The sequence below is a fragment of the Natronomonas marina genome (assembly GCF_024298905.1).
In the GTDB taxonomy this organism is placed as follows: Archaea; Halobacteriota; Halobacteria; order Halobacteriales; family Haloarculaceae; genus Natronomonas; species Natronomonas marina.
In genome coordinates this window covers 2,598,054-2,617,083 of record NZ_CP101154.1, presented here as the reverse complement: position 1 = coordinate 2,617,083, position 19,030 = coordinate 2,598,054, and the positions used below count along the sequence as shown (strand labels likewise).

Sequence of the window (19,030 nt, the reverse complement as noted above, 5' to 3'; positions counted from 1 at the left end):
ACAACACGGAACGAGGGGCGTGGGTGGTCCGAGGGTCGCATGGACTGCTTCCGTACTCCCCTCACTGACCCAGCGTCGTATCCCCGTTGACCGCGAGCGACTCGACGACGTGTTCGGTGGCTTCGCGTAAGGCCTCGGTGCACTCGGCGGAGTCGTTCTGGGCTAGGATCGATATTTTCGTCCGAAATAGGCTCCGCTCGCCATCGACTTCGTACGGGAGGTTTCCCTCGACGAATACTTGGGCCCTGTCGGGGTCCGCGGACCCGGCGAACTCGACCTCCTCGCCGTCGAAGTTCGTGACGAGGCTGAACCCCGTCTCGAGCTCCTCGTAGTTCGTTACCTCCGGGGGCTCCGACTCGGTGTCGGTGGATTGCTGCAGGAGGATTTCGAGAAACGCCTCCTCCGGGAGGTCCTGCTCCGAGCCGGCGATCACCTGTGTCGAGGTCGTATCGTACACGAGTTGGCCGAACAGCGCCGGGTACTCGAAGTCGAAGAACATCGGCCTGTCGCCGACGTCTTCGGCCTCGTATCCGTCCGTAACATCGGTGCATGTGCGGGCCCCCGCCGAGTCGCCGTCTCCATCGTCGCTGGCGTCATCAGTATCGCTCGGGTCGTCTCCCCCATCTGACCCGCCGAAACACCCGGCGAGACCGCCGACGGCAGCTACGGCGGCCGCCCCGAGAATCCGGCGACGGCGGCCGACGGGCTCCTCTTCAGTCATGTCCGCCTCCACTGGATTGTTGCCTCAAACAGCGCCGATCGCCCGCAAAACCGGTTGTTAGCTGCTTCCGGGCGGCGGAACGTGACTTCGAGTGCAGCGAAACGCCAGTACTCGGAGTGTCAGTATGTGTTTCGTTCATGGATGGAAAGGCGGTGGCGCAGAACTTTTCTCATAGCGTGATGGTTGGGCTGGCGACATCGTTTCCTCGATGGTGATTAGCGAGTGCAACGGCCAATCGAAGGCAAAGAGCGATGAAGACGTGTGCTTTGACGCGTACTCGGCCTCGGACCCGCGGGGTCCCGAGGCCGAGATCCTTGCAGACGCCAATCGCTGTTTCAACCCGTGAGCGTTCTGCATACGTCTCGTCGAGTTGGCGCTGCCAGAGACGAACTGTGTCGCTGTGTGCTTTGATTCGTTCTTCGACGCGGTATTCTATGTCTGGAGGATCGTCTGTATTCCGTGGGTTGTACGGTGATATCGGCACGACTGACTGCTCCAGCAGCCAGTCGTGCCACCCCAGCATATCGAACTCAGAATCACCGAGGAACCAGCGTGGCGTGTCGACGGCGAGCGCGTCACGCGTGACGCGCATCGCCGTCTCCTCATCGACCTTCTTCCCAGGAGTGAACGCCGCTGCAACCGGAATATTGTCTGCTGCAGTGACGACACAGCAACCGTAGCCGTAGTAGTAGGCGTCTTCTGCGTGATCGTAGTTCCAGTCAGCATCCTCGTCACGGTGATCGACGGGGATGTCTGTGCCGTCGATGCGGAAGAGCTTGCCGAGCGGGACTTGCTCGGCAAGCTCGTGGACTAACTCGATGAATACGTCCTCGGCGACCAGTTCGAAGTCGGTGATGAATCTTGAGAGTGTCCGCCGGGACGGCGGACGCTCGAAGCCACACTGTCGCCAGACGTCCTCGTTGTGGAGTTCCCGTGCCATCGGACGAGGACCGTAGATATCGTGGTAGAAGCAGTGGAGGACACCTTTCAGGAGTTCTGGTGGGTCGTGCACCCGTGTTCGCCCCCTCGGATCGGGGGCGAACACGGGATAGTCGGTGAGAAACGAGACATCGAGGTGTTCGAACAGTGCCGTTGTCTCCGTCTCCAGTGCTTTGAAAACCTGTTCGACCGTATCGTTACTCGGTAGGACGGACTTGCTGCTGGACACATCAATTTCGTCCTACCGCTTCCTTGTGAGGACTTCTGCACCACCGCCGGATGGAAAACCAGCCATACCCGACAGTATCATTCCATATCCCCACCCCTCGACGGTTTGCGAGCTGGTATGCTGATATACTCGATTATCATACACTTATATTTTTTTCCGATGGGAGGGCTATGTTCGAGAGCCGATCCCCGTGGTCGACGAACCTCTGATGGCTGTTACTGCAACTGGTGGAACGTTCTGGTCGATACGCGCACTCGTACGACCACTACCGGGAAGGGCCGAAACCGACACCGACAAAGCCGCGGGCGTCCGACGGCACCCATGGATCCGCTCGCAAGGTACGACTCGCTCGTGGACGAGCCGGCGGCGTTCCACGCGGCCTGCGAGCGGCCGCTGCCGTCGGTCGTCCGCGCGAACACGATCAAGGCGACGCCGGAACGCGTCCGCCGGGCCTTCGACGAGACGGGCGTCGGCTACGAGGGCGTCGAGTGGCACGACGGCCTGTTCCGTCTGGCGGACGACGTATCGCCGGGCAACACCTGGCCGTTCGTCCACGGGTGGGTGTACGGCCAGGAGGAGGTGTCGGCCATCCCGGCCCGCGTCCTCGACCCCGCGCCCGGCGAGCGCGTCTTCGACCCCTGTGCGGCGCCGGGGAGCAAGACGACACAGCTGGCGGCGCTGATGGACGACCGCGGCCTGCTCGTCGCCAACGACAACGACCTCGGGCGGCTGTCGGCGCTGCGGGCCAACGCCGAGCGCTGCGGCGTCACCAACGCCGTCGTCACCAACACCGACGCCCGGAACTTCTCGCTGAAACCGTTCGACGGCGATCCCTTCGACCGCGCGCTCGTCGACGTCCCCTGCTCGTGTGAGGGGACCGTTCGCAAGAACCCCGACGCCCTGGACAACTGGTCTTTGGACCACGTCGAGGGCATCGCCGGCGTCCAGAAGGCCATCCTCGGCCGCGCCATCGAAGTGACTCGCGCCGGCGGCACCGTCGTCTACTCGACGTGTACCTTCGCGCCCGAGGAGAACGAGGCCGTCCTCGACTACGCACTCGCGGAGTACGACTGCGGCCTCGTCGAGTTCGACCTCGCCCTCGAGCACGCGCCCGGCGTCACCGACTGGGAGGGCGACAGCTACGACGGGTCGGTCCGGCGGGCCAAGCGCGTCTACCCCCACCACGAGGACACAGGCGGGTTCTTCTGTGCGAAACTGGAGGTGGGCGCGTGAGCGGCGAGCGAACGGAAAACGACGGCCAGGTGTTCGACCGCCTGCCGGCGACGGCCGACGAGCGGACCGTCGAGGGCCGGGCGACCCGCCGGGCGGTCGTCGACTGGTGGGTCGAGCGGTTCGGCCTCGACCCGTCGACGTTCGAGGACCACACCTTCTGGGAGAAGGGCGCGGGGAAGGTGTGGGCCTTCGCCGCCGACCTCGACTCGCCCGCCGCGGTCGAGGCCCTCGGTATGACGTTCCTGCGGACCCGCCAGGAGCACTGGAAGCCGACGACGGACGCCGTCCAGCGGTTCGGCCGGGAGGCGACGAGAAACGTCGTCGTGCTGGACGACGCGGAGGCGCGGGCGTTCCTCCGGGGCGAGACGACCGACCCCGCCTGGGACGGCGACTGGGGCTACCTCGTCGCGGCCCACGAGATAGCTGGCGGGGTCGAACCCATCGGCGTCGGTCTCTACCTCTACGACGAGTTGCGCTCCCAGATGCCGAAGGGCCGGCGGCGCGACCTGTGACCCGGTATCTTCTCGCCGACACGCACTTCGGGGACCGCGAGGTGCTGGAGTACACCGACCGACCGTTCGCGTCGGTCGGCGAGATGAACGACGCGCTCCTGGCGGGGTGGAACGCCGCCGTCGACGAGGCCGACGAGGTGGTCTTCGTCGGCGACTTCTGCGTGCCGTCGGAGCCGACGACCGTCCGGCGGTGGCTGAACCGCGTCAACGGCGACCTGACGTTCGTCGCCGGCGACCACGACGACGGCGTCCGCCGGAGTCACGCGGTCGATGTCAGGGAGGCCTACCGCTTCGAGGCCGGAGGACACCGCTTTCACTGCGTCCACGACCCAGCGGACGCGCCGCCGGACCGGGACGGCTGGCTGGTTCACGGCCACCACCACGACATGCGGCCGGCGGAGTACCCGTTTCTCGACCCGGACGCCCGGCGGGTCAACGTCGGCGTCGAACTCCTCGGGTACGAACCGCTCGCCCTCGCCGAACTCCTCGAGTACGTCGCGGCCGGTCGGCGACTCTGGAAGCGGCCGGACTGAACTCACACGGCGCCGTCGCTACCGTGTCTCGTTATGGCCAGCGGACACGCGGAGCGGTCGCTACGTGGCGTGACTGGCCGAAAATCGAATAACCGTCCATCGCTACGAACGACGGGGGAGATTACTCGCTAGTTGCGGACGAGGTTCGTCGCGCGGGGTCCCTTCGGGGACGATTCGATGTCGAACTCGACCTCCTGTCCTTCCTCGAGGTCCGGGCCGCCCACGTCCTCCATGTGGAAGAAAACGTCCTCGTCGTCGTCGACGTCGTCCGAGTCAGTCGAAATGAAACCGTAGCCGCCAGTGTCGTTGAAGAAGTCAACCTTACCGTTTGCCATTGCAAACAGACGTTCGAGCGATGGAGGGATAACCCTTCCGAGGGTCGAGTTACCACGCCCCTCCGGGAGGCGGACGGCGACGACCCCGGTGAACGCCCCCGGCCCGCCGACCCGTTTTCGTGCGGGGGTATTTACGCTCCGGACCCGTCGAGGACGGTGCATCGCCATGCAACCGTGTCACAGCTGCCAGACGGTCATCGACGAGTATATCCTCGACAAACGACTCGAACCGCTGCGCGAGCTGACGGCCGACGACTTCAACCTCTGTGCGGACTGCGTCACCATCGAGATGGACGCCTGCGTCGAGTGCGGCGGTGCGGTGTACGTTCCGGGCGGCGACTCGGTCGTGCCGGACTACTGTCCGGCGTGCCGGTCCGAATTGATCGACCGGACGGACCGCGACCCCGGGTGGACGAGCGACCGCGCGTCCACCTGAACGGACGCGTGTCTCTTCCGAGCACGTAACGGGCGGATTTCCCACCTCGCCACCGGTCGTGACCGACCCAGCGGTGCGTCGGGCTACTTTTCGCGCAGCGTCCCGCCACCCAGCCCCTCCCACTCGACGCGGTAGCCGAGCGCCGACAGCACGGCGCCGGCGTCGTCGATGCCGTGTCCGTCGAGGAGCGTCTCGGCCTCCGAGAGGGCCATCCCCGCCTCGACCTCCTCCGCCAGGGCCTCCAGCACCGCGGGCCGGACGAGCGTCCGCCCGACGCGTTCGTGCTCCGGGACGTCGGCGTCCTCGATGGCCGACTCGGGGACGCCGTACTCGTCGGCCAGCGCCGCGATGGTGACCACGTCGGCGTCGGGGACGAGTTCGTCGGGCACCGCGGCGGCGCTCTCGGCCCGGAGCCGGTCCTCGTAGGGCCGCAGCGCGTCCCGGACGTCCTTCACTCGGACCGTCCCGGCGTAGGGGACGGCGCGGTGGCCCGCCGCCTCGATGGCCTCGCCGACGCCCAGCGACTCGTCGTAGGCGACGAGGAAGGCCACGTCCTCCAGGTCGGCGAACCGCGAGAGCTTCTTCTCGACGTACTCCGGCGTCCAGAAGCCCATGATTTCGAAGAAGACGCGGAACTCCGAGTGCTCCCAGTCGAGGGCGAAGTCGGGGATGACGACGTGTTCGCCCGCCGCGAGCGGCTCGGGCTCCCGGACCAGGTCCCACCCCAAATCCAGGGCGTCGAACCGGGCGTAGAAGTCCGACTCGACGCCGCTGTCGAAGGTGGGTTCGGCGACGGGGTCGGTGCCCGGCACGGTGACGTCGCCCGTCTCGAGGCGGAGCGTGCGCTCGGTGCCGCGGTCGTCGACGTCGGCCTCCAGGTGCCAATCTTCGGCGGCCGCGACGGTCCGCAACAGGCGCGCAAACCGGGTGCCGTAGCGTTGCGAGCGCCGGAACAGCGCGTCGGGTCCGGTGACGACTACCTCCCGACCCTCGTCTGTCCGGCGAATCTCGTACATCAGTCTGAGGCGCTTGACCGCCGAGACGAGCGCCTTCGGGTCCGACGAGCGCACCCGCACCTCGACGGCGTCGAAAAGCGCCGTCTGGGCCAGCGAGAGGTCGTACTGCGCCCGGAGACTCCCGGGGTCGTAGTCGGTCTCGACGGCGACGAGCACCTGCTCGTCGTCGCGGTCGGCGAACAGCGACGCCTCGACGTCGGCGGCGTCGGTCCCCAGGCGGTCGGCCGCCGCCGCCAGTGCCGCTTTGCGTTCCGTCTCGGCCACGACGCCGTCAGCGGATTCGGCGGCCTCGAAGGCGGCCGTCCGGGCCCGGACCGGGTCGAGCGGGGCCCGCGTCTCGAAGGTCGCCTCCCGTTCGAGGAGTTTCGCCAGCCCGCGGACCAGTTTGAAGTCCTCGGTCTCCCGTTCGAGGTCGGTCAGGGCGGCCGAAAGCGTCGCCCGCGTCTCGCCGACGTGGCCCTGATAGATACCGAGGACGCGGGCGGCCAGCGCCTCGTCGTCGGGGTCGGTGAACCGCGGGTGGTAGCCGCCGCCGGCCCGCGAGACGCGCAGGTGGTCCTTCGTCAGCACTGCCGGGGTGTCGGTCGCCGGCGGACAAAAACGCCCCGGCGTTCCGGTGGCGGTGTCGACCCCCGACCGCAGGGGTTCTCACGGGCTACTCGGCTTCCGGTGCCTCGCTCGGGTCGACCATCTCGCCCGTCTCGGGGTAGACGCCGACCTGCTCGCAGACGTCGGCCATCGGGCACGCATCGGGGTCCTCGAGACAGGCGGGTTTGCGCGCCGAGCAGTACTCCCGCCCGAACTGTATCATCGCGGTGTGGCCGAAGCCGCACTTTTCGGCGGGTACGTCCGCCTCGAGGCGCTCGCGGACCGCCTCGTGGTCGGCGTCCGCCGGTGCGAGTCCCATCCGGCGGGCGATGCGGTGGACGTGGGTGTCGACGGGGAAGACGCCGCCGCGCCCGCCGGCGAACAGCAGCACGCAGTCGGCGGTCTTCGGGCCGACGCCCTTCATGTCGAGCAGCGCCGCGCGCACGTCGGCGGGGTCGCCCGCGGCGACGAACTCGTCGAAGGCGTCGGACGGGCGGGACGGAGCCCCGCTGTCCTCGGCGTCCCCGGACGCCGGGACGCCCCCGTACTCCTCGACGATTCGGCCGGCCAGTCGAACGAGGGTCTGGGACTTCTGGTTGTAGAGCCCGGCCGAGGAGATGGTCTCGGCGAGTTCGTCCTGCGGGGCGGTCGACAGCGCCTCGGCGAGGTCGCCGCCGCCGTACCGCTCCATCAGCGCGTCGTGTGCCGGCTGGCTGGCCTTGTCGGAGGTGTTCTGGCTGAGCACCGTCCGCACGAGACACTCGAAACCGTCCCGGCCGCCGTAGCTCTTCTGCCAGTAGCGCTCGCCGAGGCGGTCGACCACCTCCTCGGCGCGAGTGTCGGCGGTCGCGGGGTCGAACCGCGCGTCGGTCCCGCCGCCTGCGGGGCCGCCGGAGATGTTCTCGGCCGGTTCCTCCGTCATGGGTGGACGGTGGGGTGCCGTGGGTAAATGGCTCCCGGGTCGCGGCGACCTCCTCCGGTGGAGAGGTGGGCCGTGGCGGGACCGAAGGTTCTTGCGGACCTCCCCCGAAACGCCCGCCGATGGTCGAACCGCCGGCGGAACTCTACGGTCGGGTCGCCGAGGAGTTCGATTCGCGCACGGGGCTCGAGGACCTCCCGGCATCGTTCCGGGCGCTCCTGGAGTCGTTCGTCGAGACCCTGGACGGCCCGCGGGTGCTCGACGCCGGGTGCGGCCCGGGACGGGACGCCGCGTACTTCGTCGACCGGGGTCTCGACCCGGTCGGCGTCGATCGTGCGAGCGGGATGGTCGAGTACGCCCGCCGGAACCGACCGGGGCGGTACCTCCGGATGGACCTCCGGCACCTCGGGTTCGCGGCGAACAGTTTCGACGGCGTCTGGTGTCCAGCGTCGGTGTTCTTCGTCCCCTACGAGGGGATGGCGGCGGCGCTGGCGGAGTTCGAGCGGGTGCTCCGGCCCGGCGGGGTCGCCCGGGTCGGTTTCAAGACCGGCGACGGCCGCCGCGAGGTCGAGAAGTGGGATTCGGTGACCGTCGAGTACCGCCTCTCGGTCGACTGCGCCCGCGAGATGGTCGAAGCCGCTGGGTTCGACGTCGAGTCCGTCTCCGTCGAGGAGGCGGCGTCCGGGACCACGTTCGCCAACGTCGAGTGCACGGCGCCGGGACCGTAACCCGGCGGCTCACTCCACCTCGAGGACGAACTCGAGGCCCGCGCCGTCGGCCAGCGCGGCGACGAGTTCGCGGTCGAGGTCGGCAGCGGCGGCGTCGGCCTCGACCATGACGGTCCGGTCGTCGACGTGGGTGCTCGTCCGGCAGACCGCGCTCCGGTCGCCGTCGAAGGTGAGGTCGGGATGTCCGCGGCCCTCGACGACCTGTTCGTAGCCGTCGGCCCGCAGCGTGGCGGTAATCGTCGCGGTCCGGGAGCGGCAGGCCTCGACGAACGCCTCGTCGAACGCCGCCGGCACGGTGTCGGCCTCGACGCCGAGGATGCAGTCGCCCGCGGGCGTCAGCCAGTCGTCGCTCGTCACCTCGAAGGTGCTGCCGTGTTCGGCGGTCACGTTCTCGTGGCCGCTCGCGCGTACACGCTGGGTCGGGTCGCTCACGGTACCGAAGGTCGTCGCCGGGAGTACTTGAGGCCGTCCGTCGGCGTCCCGTGGTATGCGAGGGAGTTTATATATGATGCGCGAACCGTGTGAACCTCTAACTCGGTGTTTCAGCCGCTTGGTAACTGTTTTCACGGGGGTGGGCCTCCACAATTTTTATATGGAGCAAACCAGTAGTATCCGGTACCAGAACGCGTCCGGCGTTCGGCAGCATCGCCAGCCGACCGAAATGACAGGGAACCTTCCTTATACGGCGACGGCCTTCCCACGAGCGGCAGCTGTCGGCGTCCGGAGCGGTAATGGAGTAGAACGATAACCATGGCCGAGTCAATCAACGAGTCCGACAACGTAGAACTGACAGACGACGACCTCGAGAACAAGTCCAAAGGGCAGCTCATCAAGCTCGCCGGGCAGCTCCGCGACCGGCGGAACGAGCTGAACCAGATGGCCTCCGAGCGAGCCTCGAAACGCGACGACCTCAACGCCAAGACCCGCGAGAAGGTCGACGAGGCACAGGAGCACCGCGAGAAGCGCGACGAGCTCAACGAGCAGGTCCAAGAGCACAAGGAGAAGCGCAACGAGCTCAACGCCGAGGCCAACGAGCTCTTCGACAAGGTCGACGACATGAAGGAGGACCTCGAACTCGACGAGGGCAAGAGCGTCGACCAGCTCGAGGAGGAGATCGAGGATCTGGAGTTCAAACAGCAGACCGAGGTCCTGTCGACCGAGGACGAGCGCGAACTCATCGAGAAGATCGAGGAGAAGCGCGAGCAGCTCGCCGACCGCAAGGAGAAGCTCAACTCCACGGGCGACCTCGAGGAGCTGAAGGAGGAGGCCCAGGAGGTCCGCGCCGAGGCCTCCAAGCACCACCAGAAGGTCACCGAACTCGCCGACGAGGCCCAGGAGCACCACAACCAGATGATCGAGGCCTACCGTGAGGCCGACGACATCCGCGACGAGGCCGACGAGTGGCACGAGAAGTTCGTCGACGCCCAGGAGGCCGCCGACCGCCACCACGAGGACTTCGTCCGCGTCCAGAAGCGGCTGCGCGAACTCGACAAGGAAGAGGAAGAGGAGCGCAAGGACGAGCGCGCCGAGGAGCGCGAGGCCGCCAAGGAAGAGGCCGAGGAGATCTACCAGAAGTTCAAGGAAGGCGAGACCCTCGACACCGAGGACCTGATGAAGCTACAGAAGGCCGGCAAGCTGTAAGTCGGACGCCCGGTCACCTTTCGCGCCGCCGTCGCTGTTTTCACCGACGAGCGGAGCCGCAACCGGCCGGTTCGGCCGGCGACGGTCAGCGTCCCGGGTCCGTCCCGCTCCCGTCGGCCACCGTTCGGCCCTCCTCGCCCGGCGTCGTGGCGCCGGTTTCCGGGCCGAAGCGGTCGGCGTAGTCCCGGACGTACTCGTCGATGTCGCGGGGCGGCCGCCCGAGCAATCGCTCGACGTCGTCGGTGACGCGGGCGGCCAGCCCGAGCCGGGCGGTGGTGTATATACCGACTATCAGCAGGACGTAGCCGAGCGGGTGGCCCCGGGAGCGCATCCGGGAGACGAACGCGGGGACCGAGGGGTCGGCGTACGTTATCTCGCGGTCCAGCACTGTCGAGAACCGGGCGGCGACCTCGTCGTAGCCGAGCGCCTCGGCCCCGGTGAGGTCGTAGGCGGCGTTCCGGTGACCCGGTTCGGCCAGCGCCAGTGCGGCGACCGCGGCCACGTCGCGGGCGTCGACGAAACTGGTCCGGCCCGACCCGGCCGGCACGAATATCTCGTCGCGCTCGCGGACGTCGCGGCCGTGGACCTCGTGGAGGTTCTGGGCGAAGAACGACGCCCGGAGGTGGGTGTACTCGACGCCGGCGCTCTCGACGTGGCGCTCGATGCGCCGGTGCGGCAGCAGCGGGTTGCGGTCGGCGCCCAGCGTCGAGAGGAAGACGACGTGTTCGACGCCGACCCGGGCGGCGGCGTCGACGAAGGCGGTCACGTCCCCGACGGCGACGCCGGGGGGTCGCGCCAGGAAGAGGCCGTCGACGTCGGCCAGTGCCGCGCCCCACGTTTCCGGCCGTTCGAAATCGAACGCGACGGCCGTCGCCCCGGCGGCGACGTCGCCGGCCCGGTCGGGGTCGCGGGTCCCGGCCGCGACATCGAGGCCGCGGTCGGCGAGGTCGGTGACGACGTGGCGGCCGACGGTGCCCGTCGCGGCGGTGACGAGCGTCCCGTTCATCGCGGCTCCCCGGGTAGCAGCGCCACGCAGGCGGCCGCGACGACGACGTGCATCGCCATCAGGACCACCACGCCCGCGACGGTCGCGGCCTCGTCGACGAACAGGAGCGCGACGTCCGGCAGGAAGGAGACGACGAGGACGCCGCCGGCGACCCGGCGGAAGGTCCGGGCGGGCTTGGACGAGCGGCGGCGGAGGAACCAGTAGACGACGGTTGCGCCGACGACGCCGGCGACCGACAGGAACGCGACCGGTGGCACCGCGAGCGGCCGGAACCCGGGCGCGACGCCGATGGCGTTCGCGGCGACGAGCAGGGCGACGTTGCCCGCGACCGCCGCGACCGCCGCGAGGGCGCCCCGGACGGGGAGTCGGTCGAGGGCCGTGCCGGCGAACCGGCCGGCGCGGGTCTCTCCCTCGCTCACGGCGACCCCTCCGCCGACGTCACGCCGACGTCGCGGGCGTCCGTGATGGTCGACGACGAGCGCGCGAAGGCGACCACCTCGTCTGCCCGGTCGAGCGCCTGCCTCACGAGCGGGCGACCGGTGGGTCCGGTCGCGCCGAAGACGGTGGGTCGCATACCCGTCGGTACGAACCCGTCGGTCTTATACTTGCAACTTCGAATCTTTGAATTTCAGGGCATCGAGACAGTCACTCGCTCGACAGTACGGACGTACAAGTATTTCAACGGCCGTCGCCACTCCCCGCCATGAGCGAGCCACCGGCGGTGCCGGAGTTGGGTTCCGGGCTCTCCCGCGAGCAGGCCGAGGCGCTCCGGGACTCTCTGGCCCCCGAGGAGCGAGAGCGAACCGAGCGGACGGTCGCCGACCTGCTGGACCTGCTCGGGAAGACCGACGCGATGGCCGTCCTGAGCGCGTTCGCCTTCGCCGAGGGGTCGCTGCGGTTCTCGGAACTGGAGGGTGAACTCGACGCCGCGCCGAACACGCTGTCGACGCGACTCGGGGAGTTGACCGACGCCGGCCTGCTCGACCGGGAATCGTACGACGAGATTCCGCCCCGCGTCGAGTACACGCCGACCGCGAAGGCCGAGGCGCTGTTCCCCGTCTTCGCCCACCTCCACCACTGGGCCATCGAGCACGAACTGTGAGTCGACAGAGGGACCACCCGTAACTTCAGCTTTCGAAGTATTTCTCGAACCTCGAAGTTGCACGCTTTTGTCTCCGGCGGCCCTCCCGTGTGGCGTGACACCACCGGAACGGACGGACCCCGGCGAGGCGCATCGGGACGGACACCGACCGACGGAGGCGTCCGCCGCCGAGGGTCGGCCCGCCGTGGGCGTCGAGGACCTCCGGCTGACCTACGCCGACGGCACCGAGGCCGTTCGCGGCGTCGACCTGACGATACCCGAGGGGGAGTTCTTCGGCTTCCTCGGGCCGAACGGCGCGGGCAAGACGACCACGATCAAGGTGCTCGCCACGCTGCTGTCGCCGACCGGCGGGCGCGTCCGGGTCAACGGCTTCGACGTGACGGCCGAGCCCCGGAAGGTCCGGGAGTCCATCGGCTACATGGCCCAGGAGACCAGCATCGACCCGGAGCTGACAGCGGAGGAGAACGTCCGGTTCGCCTGCGAGGCCTACGGCGTCCCGCGGGGCGAGCGCGACGGGCGCGTCGCCGACCTGCTGGACCTCGTCGACCTCGCCGACGAGGCCGACAAGCGCGCCGAGGAGTTCTCCGGCGGCATGAAGAAGCGGCTCGACGCCGCGACGGCGCTGGTTCACGAGCCGCCACTGGTCTTCCTCGACGAGCCGACGACGGGCCTGGACCCGAAGGCCCGCAACCGGCTGTGGGAGTACTTCCGGGCGATAAACGACCGCGGCACCACCATCTTCCTCACGACCCAGTACCTCGAGGAGGCCGACCAGCTGTGCGACCGGCTGGCGGTCATCCTCGACGGCGCCATCGTCGCCGAGGGGTCGCCGGCCGACCTCAAGCGACGGGTCGGCGGCGAGATACTCGACGTCGACGTCGAGGGCGGCGCCGACGCCCGAAATCGGGCCGCAGCCGTCGCCCGCGGCTTCGAGGCGTTCGACGACGCCTCCGTCGAGATGACCGAGACGGGCATCAGCGTCACCGCCCAAACCGCCCGCCAGCACGGGACGGACCTGCTCGTCGCGCTCCGCGACGAGGGGCTGACCGTGACCGGGTTCAACGTCCGCGCGCCGACGCTCGACGACGTGTTCCTCGCCATCACCGGCGAGGGAATCGAGGTCGACGAGGCGCCGGCCGGGGGGGTGTCCCAGTGAGCGCTCCGACGTCGGGCGCCGAGGGGGGCGTCGCCCGCTCCTCGAACACCTTCCTCGGGGACGTGTGGGTCAACTTCAAGCGGTGGAACCTGAAGGCGGTCCGCAACCCCTTCGTCCTCGTCGTCTCGCTCGTCCAGCCGATCATCTTCCTGCTGCTCTTCACCGAGGTGTTCGGCAACGTCGCCGGCGACGCCGTCAACCGCGGGTTACCGGGCGTCTCCTACACCACCTACCTCGTACCGGCCATCGCCATCCAGGTGTCGCTCGCGGCCGCCGTCACCTCCGGTATCGGGCTGGTCAACGACATCGAGAACGGGATGTTCGAGAAGGTGCTGGTGTCGCCGATGAACCGGACGGCCGTCTTCGCCGGCAAGACCGCCGCCGAGGTGTTCCGCATCGCTATCCAGGTGTCCATCATCCTCGGTTTGGGCGTCCTGCTGGGCGCCGACATCGCGACCGGCGTGGTCGGTGCCGCCGGCATCGTCGCTGTCGGCGTCGTCTTCTCGCTTTGGTTCGTCGCCCTCTCGAACGCCCTGGCCGTCCTCACGCGCGACCAGGAGTCGACCATCATCGGCGCGAACCTGCTGCAGTTCCCGCTGCTCTTCCTCTCCAGCGCCTTCCTCCCGCTGGCGGCGCTGCCCGACTGGATACAGACATTCGCCATGCTGAACCCGGTCACCTACGGTGTCGACGCCGCCCGCGCCCTGATGCTCGACCGCGACGTGATGACCGTCGTCGAGGTGTCCGCCTTCGAGGGCGCGCTGAACTCCGTGGTCCCGGGCGTGGCCGTCCTGCTCGCGCTGGCCGTCGGCCTCGGCGGCGTCACCGTCACGCTGCTGTCGCGGGCGACCAGTTCGGACGTGCGATGAGCGGCTGGCATACATATCCGTATCCGGCAGCAACGGGACCGCATCTTCCTCGAAATTCCTTGCCCGACCGACGACCGGACTCGCAGCCGACAGCAACCTGACCGCTACGACCTCGAAAGCCCTCGGCCCGCTGGCGGGCCCCGCTGTGCGGGATATCCTCGCTCCCGTTGGTCGCTCGGATAGGGCCCGCACAGCGGCCGCTACCCGGCCTCGCCCTTTCAGTCCACCAGGAGACCGAAAGCGGGGCGTGGCGTGCGCGCGTCGACCGCCGCGAGCGCCCGGCGAGCGGCGGTCGACAAAGCGCACGAGGGACGACGGACCCCCGAGCGCACGCGAGGGGTGAGGGAGTCGGCTGGGGAGGAACGAGGCTGCGGTTGCGGTGCTGTGCCTGGTGGACTCGAAGGGCGAGGCCGCCGGGAGCGAAGCGACCGAGGCCTCGAATGCGAACGGCGACCGAAGGGAGCCGTGAGCAGGTCGACCCGGCCCCGACGAAGCAAGCCGCGAGGGACCGGAGGTCCCTCGGCCCGCTCGCGCGGGGCAGCCGCGCGAGGACACCGCAGCGAAGCGAGGAGCGCAGCGAGTCGCGGTCGGTCACGCGAGCATAGCGAGCGTGACATCGGCAGTCGCAGCCCGCGCAGCGAAGCGAGCAGGACCGTCTGCCGGAAGTCGAGCCGGTCGAGGGCTTCGGTGGTGGTGTAGTTGTTGTCGTGTGATAGTCGGTCGAGGCCGAAACCGTACCTGCGTGTGTTCAGTACTTCGCGTCGGCGCCGGTCTTCGCGTAGATGTCGTCCATGATGCCGTCGCGTTCGTCCCGCCAGGCGCCGAACTCGTGGGGGCTGGAGGGGTAGTCCTCGTAGTGTTCCAGCAGACGGTCGGCCAGCTGTTTCGCGTCGTAGAGGTTCTTCAGCGTCCCCCAGTGGCCGTACGTCTCGTACAGCACCCGGAGTTTGAGCCAGATGTCGAAGTCGGCGGACCCGGAGTACAGCGCCTCGGAGATGCGCTCGCCCGGGAGTGCGCCGATGAGCGCGAGCAGGTCGTCGAGGTCGTAGGCCGTCGAGAAGATGTTGTAGACGTCCAGGGCGGCGTAGCGGCCGCCGAAGTGCTCCATGACGCGCTCGTTGTACCGCCAGAGCCGCTCCTCGCCGACGTCGCCTTCCTCGATGGCCTCGATGGCCTGCTCGCCGGCGTACTGGCCGGCGTAGGCGGCGCCGGCGATGCCGCCCCCGCTGATGGGGTTGACGTGGGCCGCCGAGTCGCCGATGGCCATGTAGCCCGGCGCGACCGCCGAGTCGTAGGGCCGACGGGTCGGCAGGGCGGCGCCGAGTTTGTCCTTGACCGTCGCGTTCTGCAGTTCGGGCCGGCGGCTGATGTCCTCCCGGAGGTCGGAGACGAGTTGCATCGGCTCGGCGTCCATCTGGAAGCCCAGGCCGACGTTGATCTCGGTGGCGGTCCGCGGGAAGTACCACAGGTAGCCCGCCGAGCGCTTGGTCGGCTTGAAGACGAGGGCGTCGGACCACTCGACGGGTTCGTCGACCTCGATTATCTCGCGGTACGCCGAGGAGAACTGCGAGTAGCGGACGTTCGTGTCGAAGGTGGCCGAAGAGAAGTCGGCCTTGTCCTGCAAGAGCGACAGCGCGCCGGCGCCGTCGAGGACGATGTCGGCCTCGTAGCGGCGGGGTTCGCCCTGCCTGTTGGCCTGGAGACCGCGAACGCGGCCGTCGTCGTCCTGGACGACGTCCTGGACGACGGTGTCGTAGTGGAACTCGGTGCCGGCCCGCTCGGCGCCGTCGATGACGCGTCGGCCGTACTCCCAGCGGTCGATGACGGCCAACTCGCCGGGGACGGGGATGTCCAGCACCGCGTCCTCGCGGGGTATCTCGAACTGGCCGTGGTCGACCTCGGTGTTGGTGAATGCGTCGTCGATCTCGGATTTCGGTATCGCTTCGGGGAAGTTGTTGGCGCCCTTCAGCGCGTCGCCGCAGGCGATGTGGCCCGCCTCGGTCTCGTCTTTCCGCTCGACGATGACGACGTCGTAGCCCGCGTCCGCTATCGTCGCGGCGGCGTAACAGCCGGCGGTGCCGGCCCCGACGATGACGACGTCGTACTCGAAGGTGGTCATGCCCGGGTCTGGACGCCGGGACGGGAAAACTCTAACTCTTGGCGGCGGGTTCGCGGAGCCCTCGGGCCGGTTCCTGCCGGGTCGGGTGGTTCCACCCCTTCGCCTCCCGTCGGGTCGGGCCTCCACCCCGCACGCCGGGTCGGGAGTTTTTTGCCTCGGTTGCACGTAGGCCGCGCCATGACCGACTACACCGTCGAGTTCGTCGGGACGGGCGAGGAGATAACCGTCTCCGACAAGGAGACCGTCCTCTCTCGGTGCATCGAGGAGGGCATCGCACAGGAGTACTCCTGTCGGGTCGGGATGTGTCTGGCCTGCTCGGCCGAGATCGTCGAGGGCGAGGTCACCCAACCGGCGGCCCGCGGCTTCACCGACGAGGAGGCCGACTCGTACGCGCTCACCTGCATGGCGCGGCCGCTCTCGGACCTGAAACTCGACCGCGGGAAGTACCCCCCGAGCATCGAGCGGGAGGCGACCGACGCCGATCCCGACGCCGGCGGGACGGCGGCAGCCGACGACTGACCGGCCGAGACCTCCGTCGTCGCCGGAAACGAACTGGCGGTTTCCTCGGGTTTCGAGTCTCGAAACCGGTCGGGAGTACATACCCGTCTACTCCCTAGCTGACGGTGATGGCATCCGGACGTCGCTCGGCGATACGCCTCGGCTTCGGGACGACCCTGCACGCCAGGTCGTCGCTCTTCGATGCGGGCCTGATAGTTGCGGTCCCGTTCGTACTGATCGCGGTGTTTACGCTGCCGGCAGGCGTCAGGGAGTCGTACGCTCTCGAGTACACCGACCCGACGCTCGTGACGATGTACGCCTCCCACTTCGTCCACCTGAACGTCCAGCACCTCGCCGCGAACCTCGCGGGCTACGCCTTCCTCGTCCCGACGGCCTACCTGCTCTGTCTGCTCGGCGACCGCCGGCGGACGTTCCGCGTCGCCTTTCCCGCCTTCCTCCTCGCGCTGCCGTTCGGACTGTCGGGCCTGAACCTGGTTTTCTTCCGGCAGGCGGTCGCCTACGGCTTCTCCGGCGTCGTGATGGGCTACTTCGGGCTCCTGACGCTGTCGCTTTTCGGCTACGCCGAGAGCCGGACGAACCTCGCCGGCGGCGACCGCCACGCCCCCGTGGCTTTCTTCGTGGGAATCGCCGCTATCGCCGGCGCCCTCGCGCCGGCCTCGCGGGCCAGCGCCGCCGTCGCCGCCGCGTCGCTCTTGCTCTGTGGGCTCTACGCCCGCACCCTGCTGGACCTCGGGGTTCCGCTGGCCCGGTTCCGGTCGGGACTCGCCGAGTCGCCCCCCGGCTATCTGGAACTCGGTGCGGTCGGCACGCTGCTTTTCTTCGGCTACCCGTTCATTGCCTTCCCCGCCGACCCCTTCCAGGGCGGGACGGTCGTGAACCTCTACACGCACCTGCTCGGCTACGCGCTGGGCTTCATTTCGGTGTACACGTTCCGGATGACCGCCTGACCGGGCGCCGGTCGCTGAGCGCCTACGCCTCCGGGTACTCCCACCCGGACGTCGCCTCGACGGCGGCCGCGACGCCGAGCAGCCGCGGCTCCGAGAAGGTGGGGCCGACCACCTGCATCCCGACGGGGAGACCGTCGACCGTCTCGGCGGGCACGTTCACCACCGGATGACCGGTCATGTTGAACGGCCACGCGAGCGTCCAGGCGGTCGGCACGCCCCCCGTCGGCTCGCCGTCGATCTGCGGCGGAATCGGTTCGTCGTGGGTCAGCGGCGGGGTCGCAAGCGTCGGACAGACCAGCGCGTCGTACCCCGACAGCGCCTCCTCGACGGCGTGATACAGGTCCGTCCGGGGGAAGTCCGCCGTCGCGTAGTCGGCGGCGTCGTGGCTCCGGCCCATCGAGACGAACGTCCGCAATCCCGAGGGTATCTCCTCGCCGTAGTCGGCCAGCAGGTCGACGTCGCGTTCGGCTTCCAGTTCCGACACCGCGGTCGCAAAGAAGGTCGTCACCGCGAGGCTGTAGGCGTGGGTCAAATCGCCCGAATCCGGGGCGTCGATAGACACTTCCTCGACGGTCGCGCCCGCCGATTCCAGGTCCGAGAGCGTCCCCTCGACGGCGGCCCGGACCGACTCCTCGACGGCGAAGACATCGAGGTCCGGCGAGTACGCGAGCGTCAGCTCGTCGGGGGTGGGCGGGTCGGCGGCCGCCGGCCGGTAGGTCGTCGGCGTCGGGACGCTGAACGGGTCGATGGCGTCCGGCCCGGCTATCACGTCCAGCATGAGCGCGAGGCTCTCGACGTCGCGGGCCATCGGCCCCAGCACCCGGACGGGGGTGTGACCGCGGTAGCCGTTGACGCGGCTACCGCGCGGGACGAGGCCGAAACTCGGCTTGACCGAGACGACCCCACAGCAGGAGGCGGGGTTCCTGAGCGACCCGCCGACGTCGGACCCGGTCGCCAGCGCACAGCAGCCGTCCGCGAGCGCCGCGGCCGACCCGCCCGAGGAACCGCCGGCGTTGCGCTCCGGGTCGAAGGGCGTCCCGGTCGGTCCCTGGAGTTCGTTGTCCGTCCGCACCGAGTAGCCGAGTTCCGGCGTGTTCGTCGTCCCGACGACGACGGCGCCGGCCGCCTCTAGCCGCTCGATGGTGACGCTCGTGGTCTCGGCGACGTCGTCCGAGAGGGGCTCCAGACCCATCGTGTGTCTGACGCCCGCCTTCGACTCGTGGAGGTCTTTCATCGCCACCGGTACGCCCGCCAGCGGGAGGTCCTCGCCGGCTTCGATTCGCTCGCGGACGGCCGCGGCCCGCTCGCGGGCGTCCTCGCGGAGAACCGTCACGAAGGCGTTGGTCACGTCGTTGCGGTCGTCGATGCGTTCGAGGAACGTCTCGACGACGTCGACGGGGTCGTACTCGCCGGACCGGACGCCGTCGGCTACGTCGACGGCGGAGGCGTAGTGGAGGCTCACGGGAGAGGCGTGGGCGGCGG

General features: G+C 68.8%; 22 protein-coding genes. 11 read left to right on the top strand and 11 right to left on the bottom strand.

Annotation, left to right across the window (positions count from 1 at the left end):
- Nucleotides 1-61 precede the first annotated feature (61 nt).
- Together NLF94_RS14045 and NLF94_RS14040 are read right to left on the bottom strand one after the other, a co-directional pair.
- Complete coding sequence (locus NLF94_RS14045; protein WP_254838252.1) at nt 62-721, bottom strand: hypothetical protein; 660 nt, start codon at nt 719-721, stop codon at nt 62-64.
- Between the two features lie 169 nt (nt 722-890).
- The gene (locus tag NLF94_RS14040) at nt 891-1,889 is read right to left on the bottom strand and encodes a transposase (protein WP_254837543.1); all 999 of its coding nucleotides are present in this window, start codon (nt 1,887-1,889) and stop codon (nt 891-893) included.
- A gap of 321 nt (nt 1,890-2,210) precedes the next feature.
- Between NLF94_RS14040 and NLF94_RS14035 the strand changes: the two genes are divergently transcribed.
- The 3 genes from NLF94_RS14035 to NLF94_RS14025 are packed head-to-tail and all read left to right on the top strand — an operon-like array spanning nt 2,211 to nt 4,167.
- Entirely contained in the window at nt 2,211-3,122 is a 912-nt protein-coding gene (locus NLF94_RS14035; RefSeq protein WP_254838251.1) for an RsmB/NOP family class I SAM-dependent RNA methyltransferase, read from the top strand.
- Complete coding sequence (locus NLF94_RS14030) at nt 3,119-3,634, top strand: DUF7122 family protein (protein ID WP_254838250.1); 516 nt, start codon at nt 3,119-3,121, stop codon at nt 3,632-3,634. The genes NLF94_RS14035 and NLF94_RS14030 overlap by 4 nt, the downstream gene beginning before the upstream one ends.
- Entirely contained in the window at nt 3,631-4,167 is a 537-nt protein-coding gene (locus NLF94_RS14025) for a metallophosphoesterase family protein (RefSeq protein ID WP_254838249.1), read from the top strand. The genes NLF94_RS14030 and NLF94_RS14025 overlap by 4 nt, the downstream gene beginning before the upstream one ends.
- Before the next feature lie 128 nt (nt 4,168-4,295).
- Here NLF94_RS14025 and NLF94_RS14020 read toward each other — a convergent pair whose 3' ends face one another.
- On the bottom strand, nt 4,296-4,502 hold the full coding sequence (locus NLF94_RS14020) for a cold-shock protein (RefSeq protein ID WP_254838248.1): 207 nt from the start codon (nt 4,500-4,502) through the stop codon (nt 4,296-4,298).
- Nucleotides 4,503-4,668: 166 nt separating this feature from the next.
- Here NLF94_RS14020 and NLF94_RS14015 point away from each other — a divergent pair, with 166 nt between their 5' ends.
- Nucleotides 4,669-4,938 (top strand): DUF7571 family protein, encoded by a 270-nt coding sequence (locus NLF94_RS14015; RefSeq protein WP_254838247.1) that lies wholly within the window; start codon nt 4,669-4,671, stop codon nt 4,936-4,938.
- Between the two features lie 83 nt (nt 4,939-5,021).
- On the opposite strand, the gene NLF94_RS14010 is transcribed toward NLF94_RS14015, so the two are convergent.
- Nucleotides 5,022-6,524, bottom strand: coding sequence for a DUF790 family protein (locus NLF94_RS14010; RefSeq protein ID WP_254838246.1), 1,503 nt, complete (start codon nt 6,522-6,524; stop codon nt 5,022-5,024).
- A gap of 85 nt (nt 6,525-6,609) precedes the next feature.
- Nucleotides 6,610-7,464 (bottom strand): endonuclease III domain-containing protein, encoded by an 855-nt coding sequence (locus NLF94_RS14005; RefSeq protein WP_254838245.1) that lies wholly within the window; start codon nt 7,462-7,464, stop codon nt 6,610-6,612.
- A gap of 119 nt (nt 7,465-7,583) precedes the next feature.
- Here NLF94_RS14005 and NLF94_RS14000 point away from each other — a divergent pair, with 119 nt between their 5' ends.
- On the top strand, nt 7,584-8,189 hold the full coding sequence (locus NLF94_RS14000; RefSeq protein ID WP_254838244.1) for a class I SAM-dependent methyltransferase: 606 nt from the start codon (nt 7,584-7,586) through the stop codon (nt 8,187-8,189).
- Between the two features lie 9 nt (nt 8,190-8,198).
- On the opposite strand, the gene NLF94_RS13995 is transcribed toward NLF94_RS14000, so the two are convergent.
- On the bottom strand, nt 8,199-8,621 hold the full coding sequence (locus NLF94_RS13995) for a DUF371 domain-containing protein (RefSeq protein WP_254838243.1): 423 nt from the start codon (nt 8,619-8,621) through the stop codon (nt 8,199-8,201).
- Nucleotides 8,622-8,939: 318 nt separating this feature from the next.
- Between NLF94_RS13995 and NLF94_RS13990 the strand changes: the two genes are divergently transcribed.
- The gene (locus tag NLF94_RS13990; RefSeq protein WP_254838242.1) at nt 8,940-9,830 is read left to right on the top strand and encodes a coiled-coil protein; all 891 of its coding nucleotides are present in this window, start codon (nt 8,940-8,942) and stop codon (nt 9,828-9,830) included.
- A gap of 85 nt (nt 9,831-9,915) precedes the next feature.
- Here NLF94_RS13990 and NLF94_RS13985 read toward each other — a convergent pair whose 3' ends face one another.
- The 3 genes from NLF94_RS13985 to NLF94_RS13975 are packed head-to-tail and all read right to left on the bottom strand — an operon-like array spanning nt 9,916 to nt 11,410.
- Nucleotides 9,916-10,836 carry an NmrA family NAD(P)-binding protein gene (locus tag NLF94_RS13985; protein ID WP_254838241.1) on the bottom strand — a complete coding sequence of 307 codons (921 nt, stop codon included), beginning with the start codon at nt 10,834-10,836 and terminating at the stop codon, nt 9,916-9,918.
- Entirely contained in the window at nt 10,833-11,255 is a 423-nt protein-coding gene (locus NLF94_RS13980) for a DUF6069 family protein (RefSeq protein ID WP_254838240.1), read from the bottom strand. Before NLF94_RS13980 ends, NLF94_RS13985 begins: the two co-directional genes overlap by 4 nt.
- Nucleotides 11,252-11,410: an NAD(P)H-binding protein gene (locus tag NLF94_RS13975; protein ID WP_254838239.1), complete on the bottom strand. Its 159-nt coding sequence runs from the start codon at nt 11,408-11,410 to the stop codon at nt 11,252-11,254. Before NLF94_RS13975 ends, NLF94_RS13980 begins: the two co-directional genes overlap by 4 nt.
- A 129-nt stretch (nt 11,411-11,539) precedes the next feature.
- Here NLF94_RS13975 and NLF94_RS13970 point away from each other — a divergent pair, with 129 nt between their 5' ends.
- The 3 genes from NLF94_RS13970 (at nt 11,540) to NLF94_RS13960 (ending at nt 13,963) form a co-directional block, all read left to right on the top strand.
- Nucleotides 11,540-11,938 (top strand): winged helix-turn-helix transcriptional regulator, encoded by a 399-nt coding sequence (locus tag NLF94_RS13970; protein WP_254838238.1) that lies wholly within the window; start codon nt 11,540-11,542, stop codon nt 11,936-11,938.
- Between the two features lie 184 nt (nt 11,939-12,122).
- A complete protein-coding gene (locus NLF94_RS13965; RefSeq protein ID WP_254841432.1) occupies nt 12,123-13,094 on the top strand; it encodes an ABC transporter ATP-binding protein in 972 nt (323 codons plus the stop codon).
- Nucleotides 13,091-13,963: an ABC transporter permease gene (locus NLF94_RS13960; protein WP_254838237.1), complete on the top strand. Its 873-nt coding sequence runs from the start codon at nt 13,091-13,093 to the stop codon at nt 13,961-13,963. Before NLF94_RS13965 ends, NLF94_RS13960 begins: the two co-directional genes overlap by 4 nt.
- Nucleotides 13,964-14,711: 748 nt before the next feature.
- On the opposite strand, the gene NLF94_RS13955 is transcribed toward NLF94_RS13960, so the two are convergent.
- Entirely contained in the window at nt 14,712-16,082 is a 1,371-nt protein-coding gene (locus NLF94_RS13955) for a geranylgeranyl reductase family protein (protein WP_254838236.1), read from the bottom strand.
- Between the two features lie 177 nt (nt 16,083-16,259).
- Between NLF94_RS13955 and NLF94_RS13950 the strand changes: the two genes are divergently transcribed.
- Both NLF94_RS13950 and NLF94_RS13945 read left to right on the top strand, forming a co-directional pair.
- Complete coding sequence (locus NLF94_RS13950) at nt 16,260-16,601, top strand: 2Fe-2S iron-sulfur cluster-binding protein (RefSeq protein WP_254838235.1); 342 nt, start codon at nt 16,260-16,262, stop codon at nt 16,599-16,601.
- Between the two features lie 107 nt (nt 16,602-16,708).
- Nucleotides 16,709-17,548 carry a rhomboid family protein gene (locus NLF94_RS13945; RefSeq protein ID WP_254838234.1) on the top strand — a complete coding sequence of 280 codons (840 nt, stop codon included), beginning with the start codon at nt 16,709-16,711 and terminating at the stop codon, nt 17,546-17,548.
- Nucleotides 17,549-17,570: 22 nt separating this feature from the next.
- Here NLF94_RS13945 and NLF94_RS13940 read toward each other — a convergent pair whose 3' ends face one another.
- Complete coding sequence (locus tag NLF94_RS13940) at nt 17,571-19,010, bottom strand: amidase (RefSeq protein ID WP_254838233.1); 1,440 nt, start codon at nt 19,008-19,010, stop codon at nt 17,571-17,573.
- Nucleotides 19,011-19,030: the final 20 nt, after the last annotated feature.

What these genes read in the sequence shown, in the direction of transcription:
- NLF94_RS14045 (WP_254838252.1), bottom strand. Translation starts at nt 721, where the DNA reads ATGACTGAAGAGGAGCCCGTCGGCCGCCGTCGCCGGATTCTCGGGGCG.
- NLF94_RS14035 (WP_254838251.1), top strand. Translation starts at nt 2,211, where the DNA reads ATGGATCCGCTCGCAAGGTACGACTCGCTCGTGGACGAGCCGGCGGCG.
- NLF94_RS14020 (WP_254838248.1), bottom strand. Translation starts at nt 4,502, where the DNA reads ATGGCAAACGGTAAGGTTGACTTCTTCAACGACACTGGCGGCTACGGT.
- NLF94_RS14015 (WP_254838247.1), top strand. Translation starts at nt 4,669, where the DNA reads ATGCAACCGTGTCACAGCTGCCAGACGGTCATCGACGAGTATATCCTC.
- NLF94_RS14005 (WP_254838245.1), bottom strand. Translation starts at nt 7,464, where the DNA reads ATGACGGAGGAACCGGCCGAGAACATCTCCGGCGGCCCCGCAGGCGGC.
- NLF94_RS14000 (WP_254838244.1), top strand. Translation starts at nt 7,584, where the DNA reads ATGGTCGAACCGCCGGCGGAACTCTACGGTCGGGTCGCCGAGGAGTTC.
- NLF94_RS13990 (WP_254838242.1), top strand. Translation starts at nt 8,940, where the DNA reads ATGGCCGAGTCAATCAACGAGTCCGACAACGTAGAACTGACAGACGAC.
- NLF94_RS13985 (WP_254838241.1), bottom strand. Translation starts at nt 10,836, where the DNA reads ATGAACGGGACGCTCGTCACCGCCGCGACGGGCACCGTCGGCCGCCAC.
- NLF94_RS13975 (WP_254838239.1), bottom strand. Translation starts at nt 11,410, where the DNA reads ATGCGACCCACCGTCTTCGGCGCGACCGGACCCACCGGTCGCCCGCTC.
- NLF94_RS13970 (WP_254838238.1), top strand. Translation starts at nt 11,540, where the DNA reads ATGAGCGAGCCACCGGCGGTGCCGGAGTTGGGTTCCGGGCTCTCCCGC.
- NLF94_RS13955 (WP_254838236.1), bottom strand. Translation starts at nt 16,082, where the DNA reads ATGACCACCTTCGAGTACGACGTCGTCATCGTCGGGGCCGGCACCGCC.
- NLF94_RS13950 (WP_254838235.1), top strand. Translation starts at nt 16,260, where the DNA reads ATGACCGACTACACCGTCGAGTTCGTCGGGACGGGCGAGGAGATAACC.
- NLF94_RS13945 (WP_254838234.1), top strand. Translation starts at nt 16,709, where the DNA reads ATGGCATCCGGACGTCGCTCGGCGATACGCCTCGGCTTCGGGACGACC.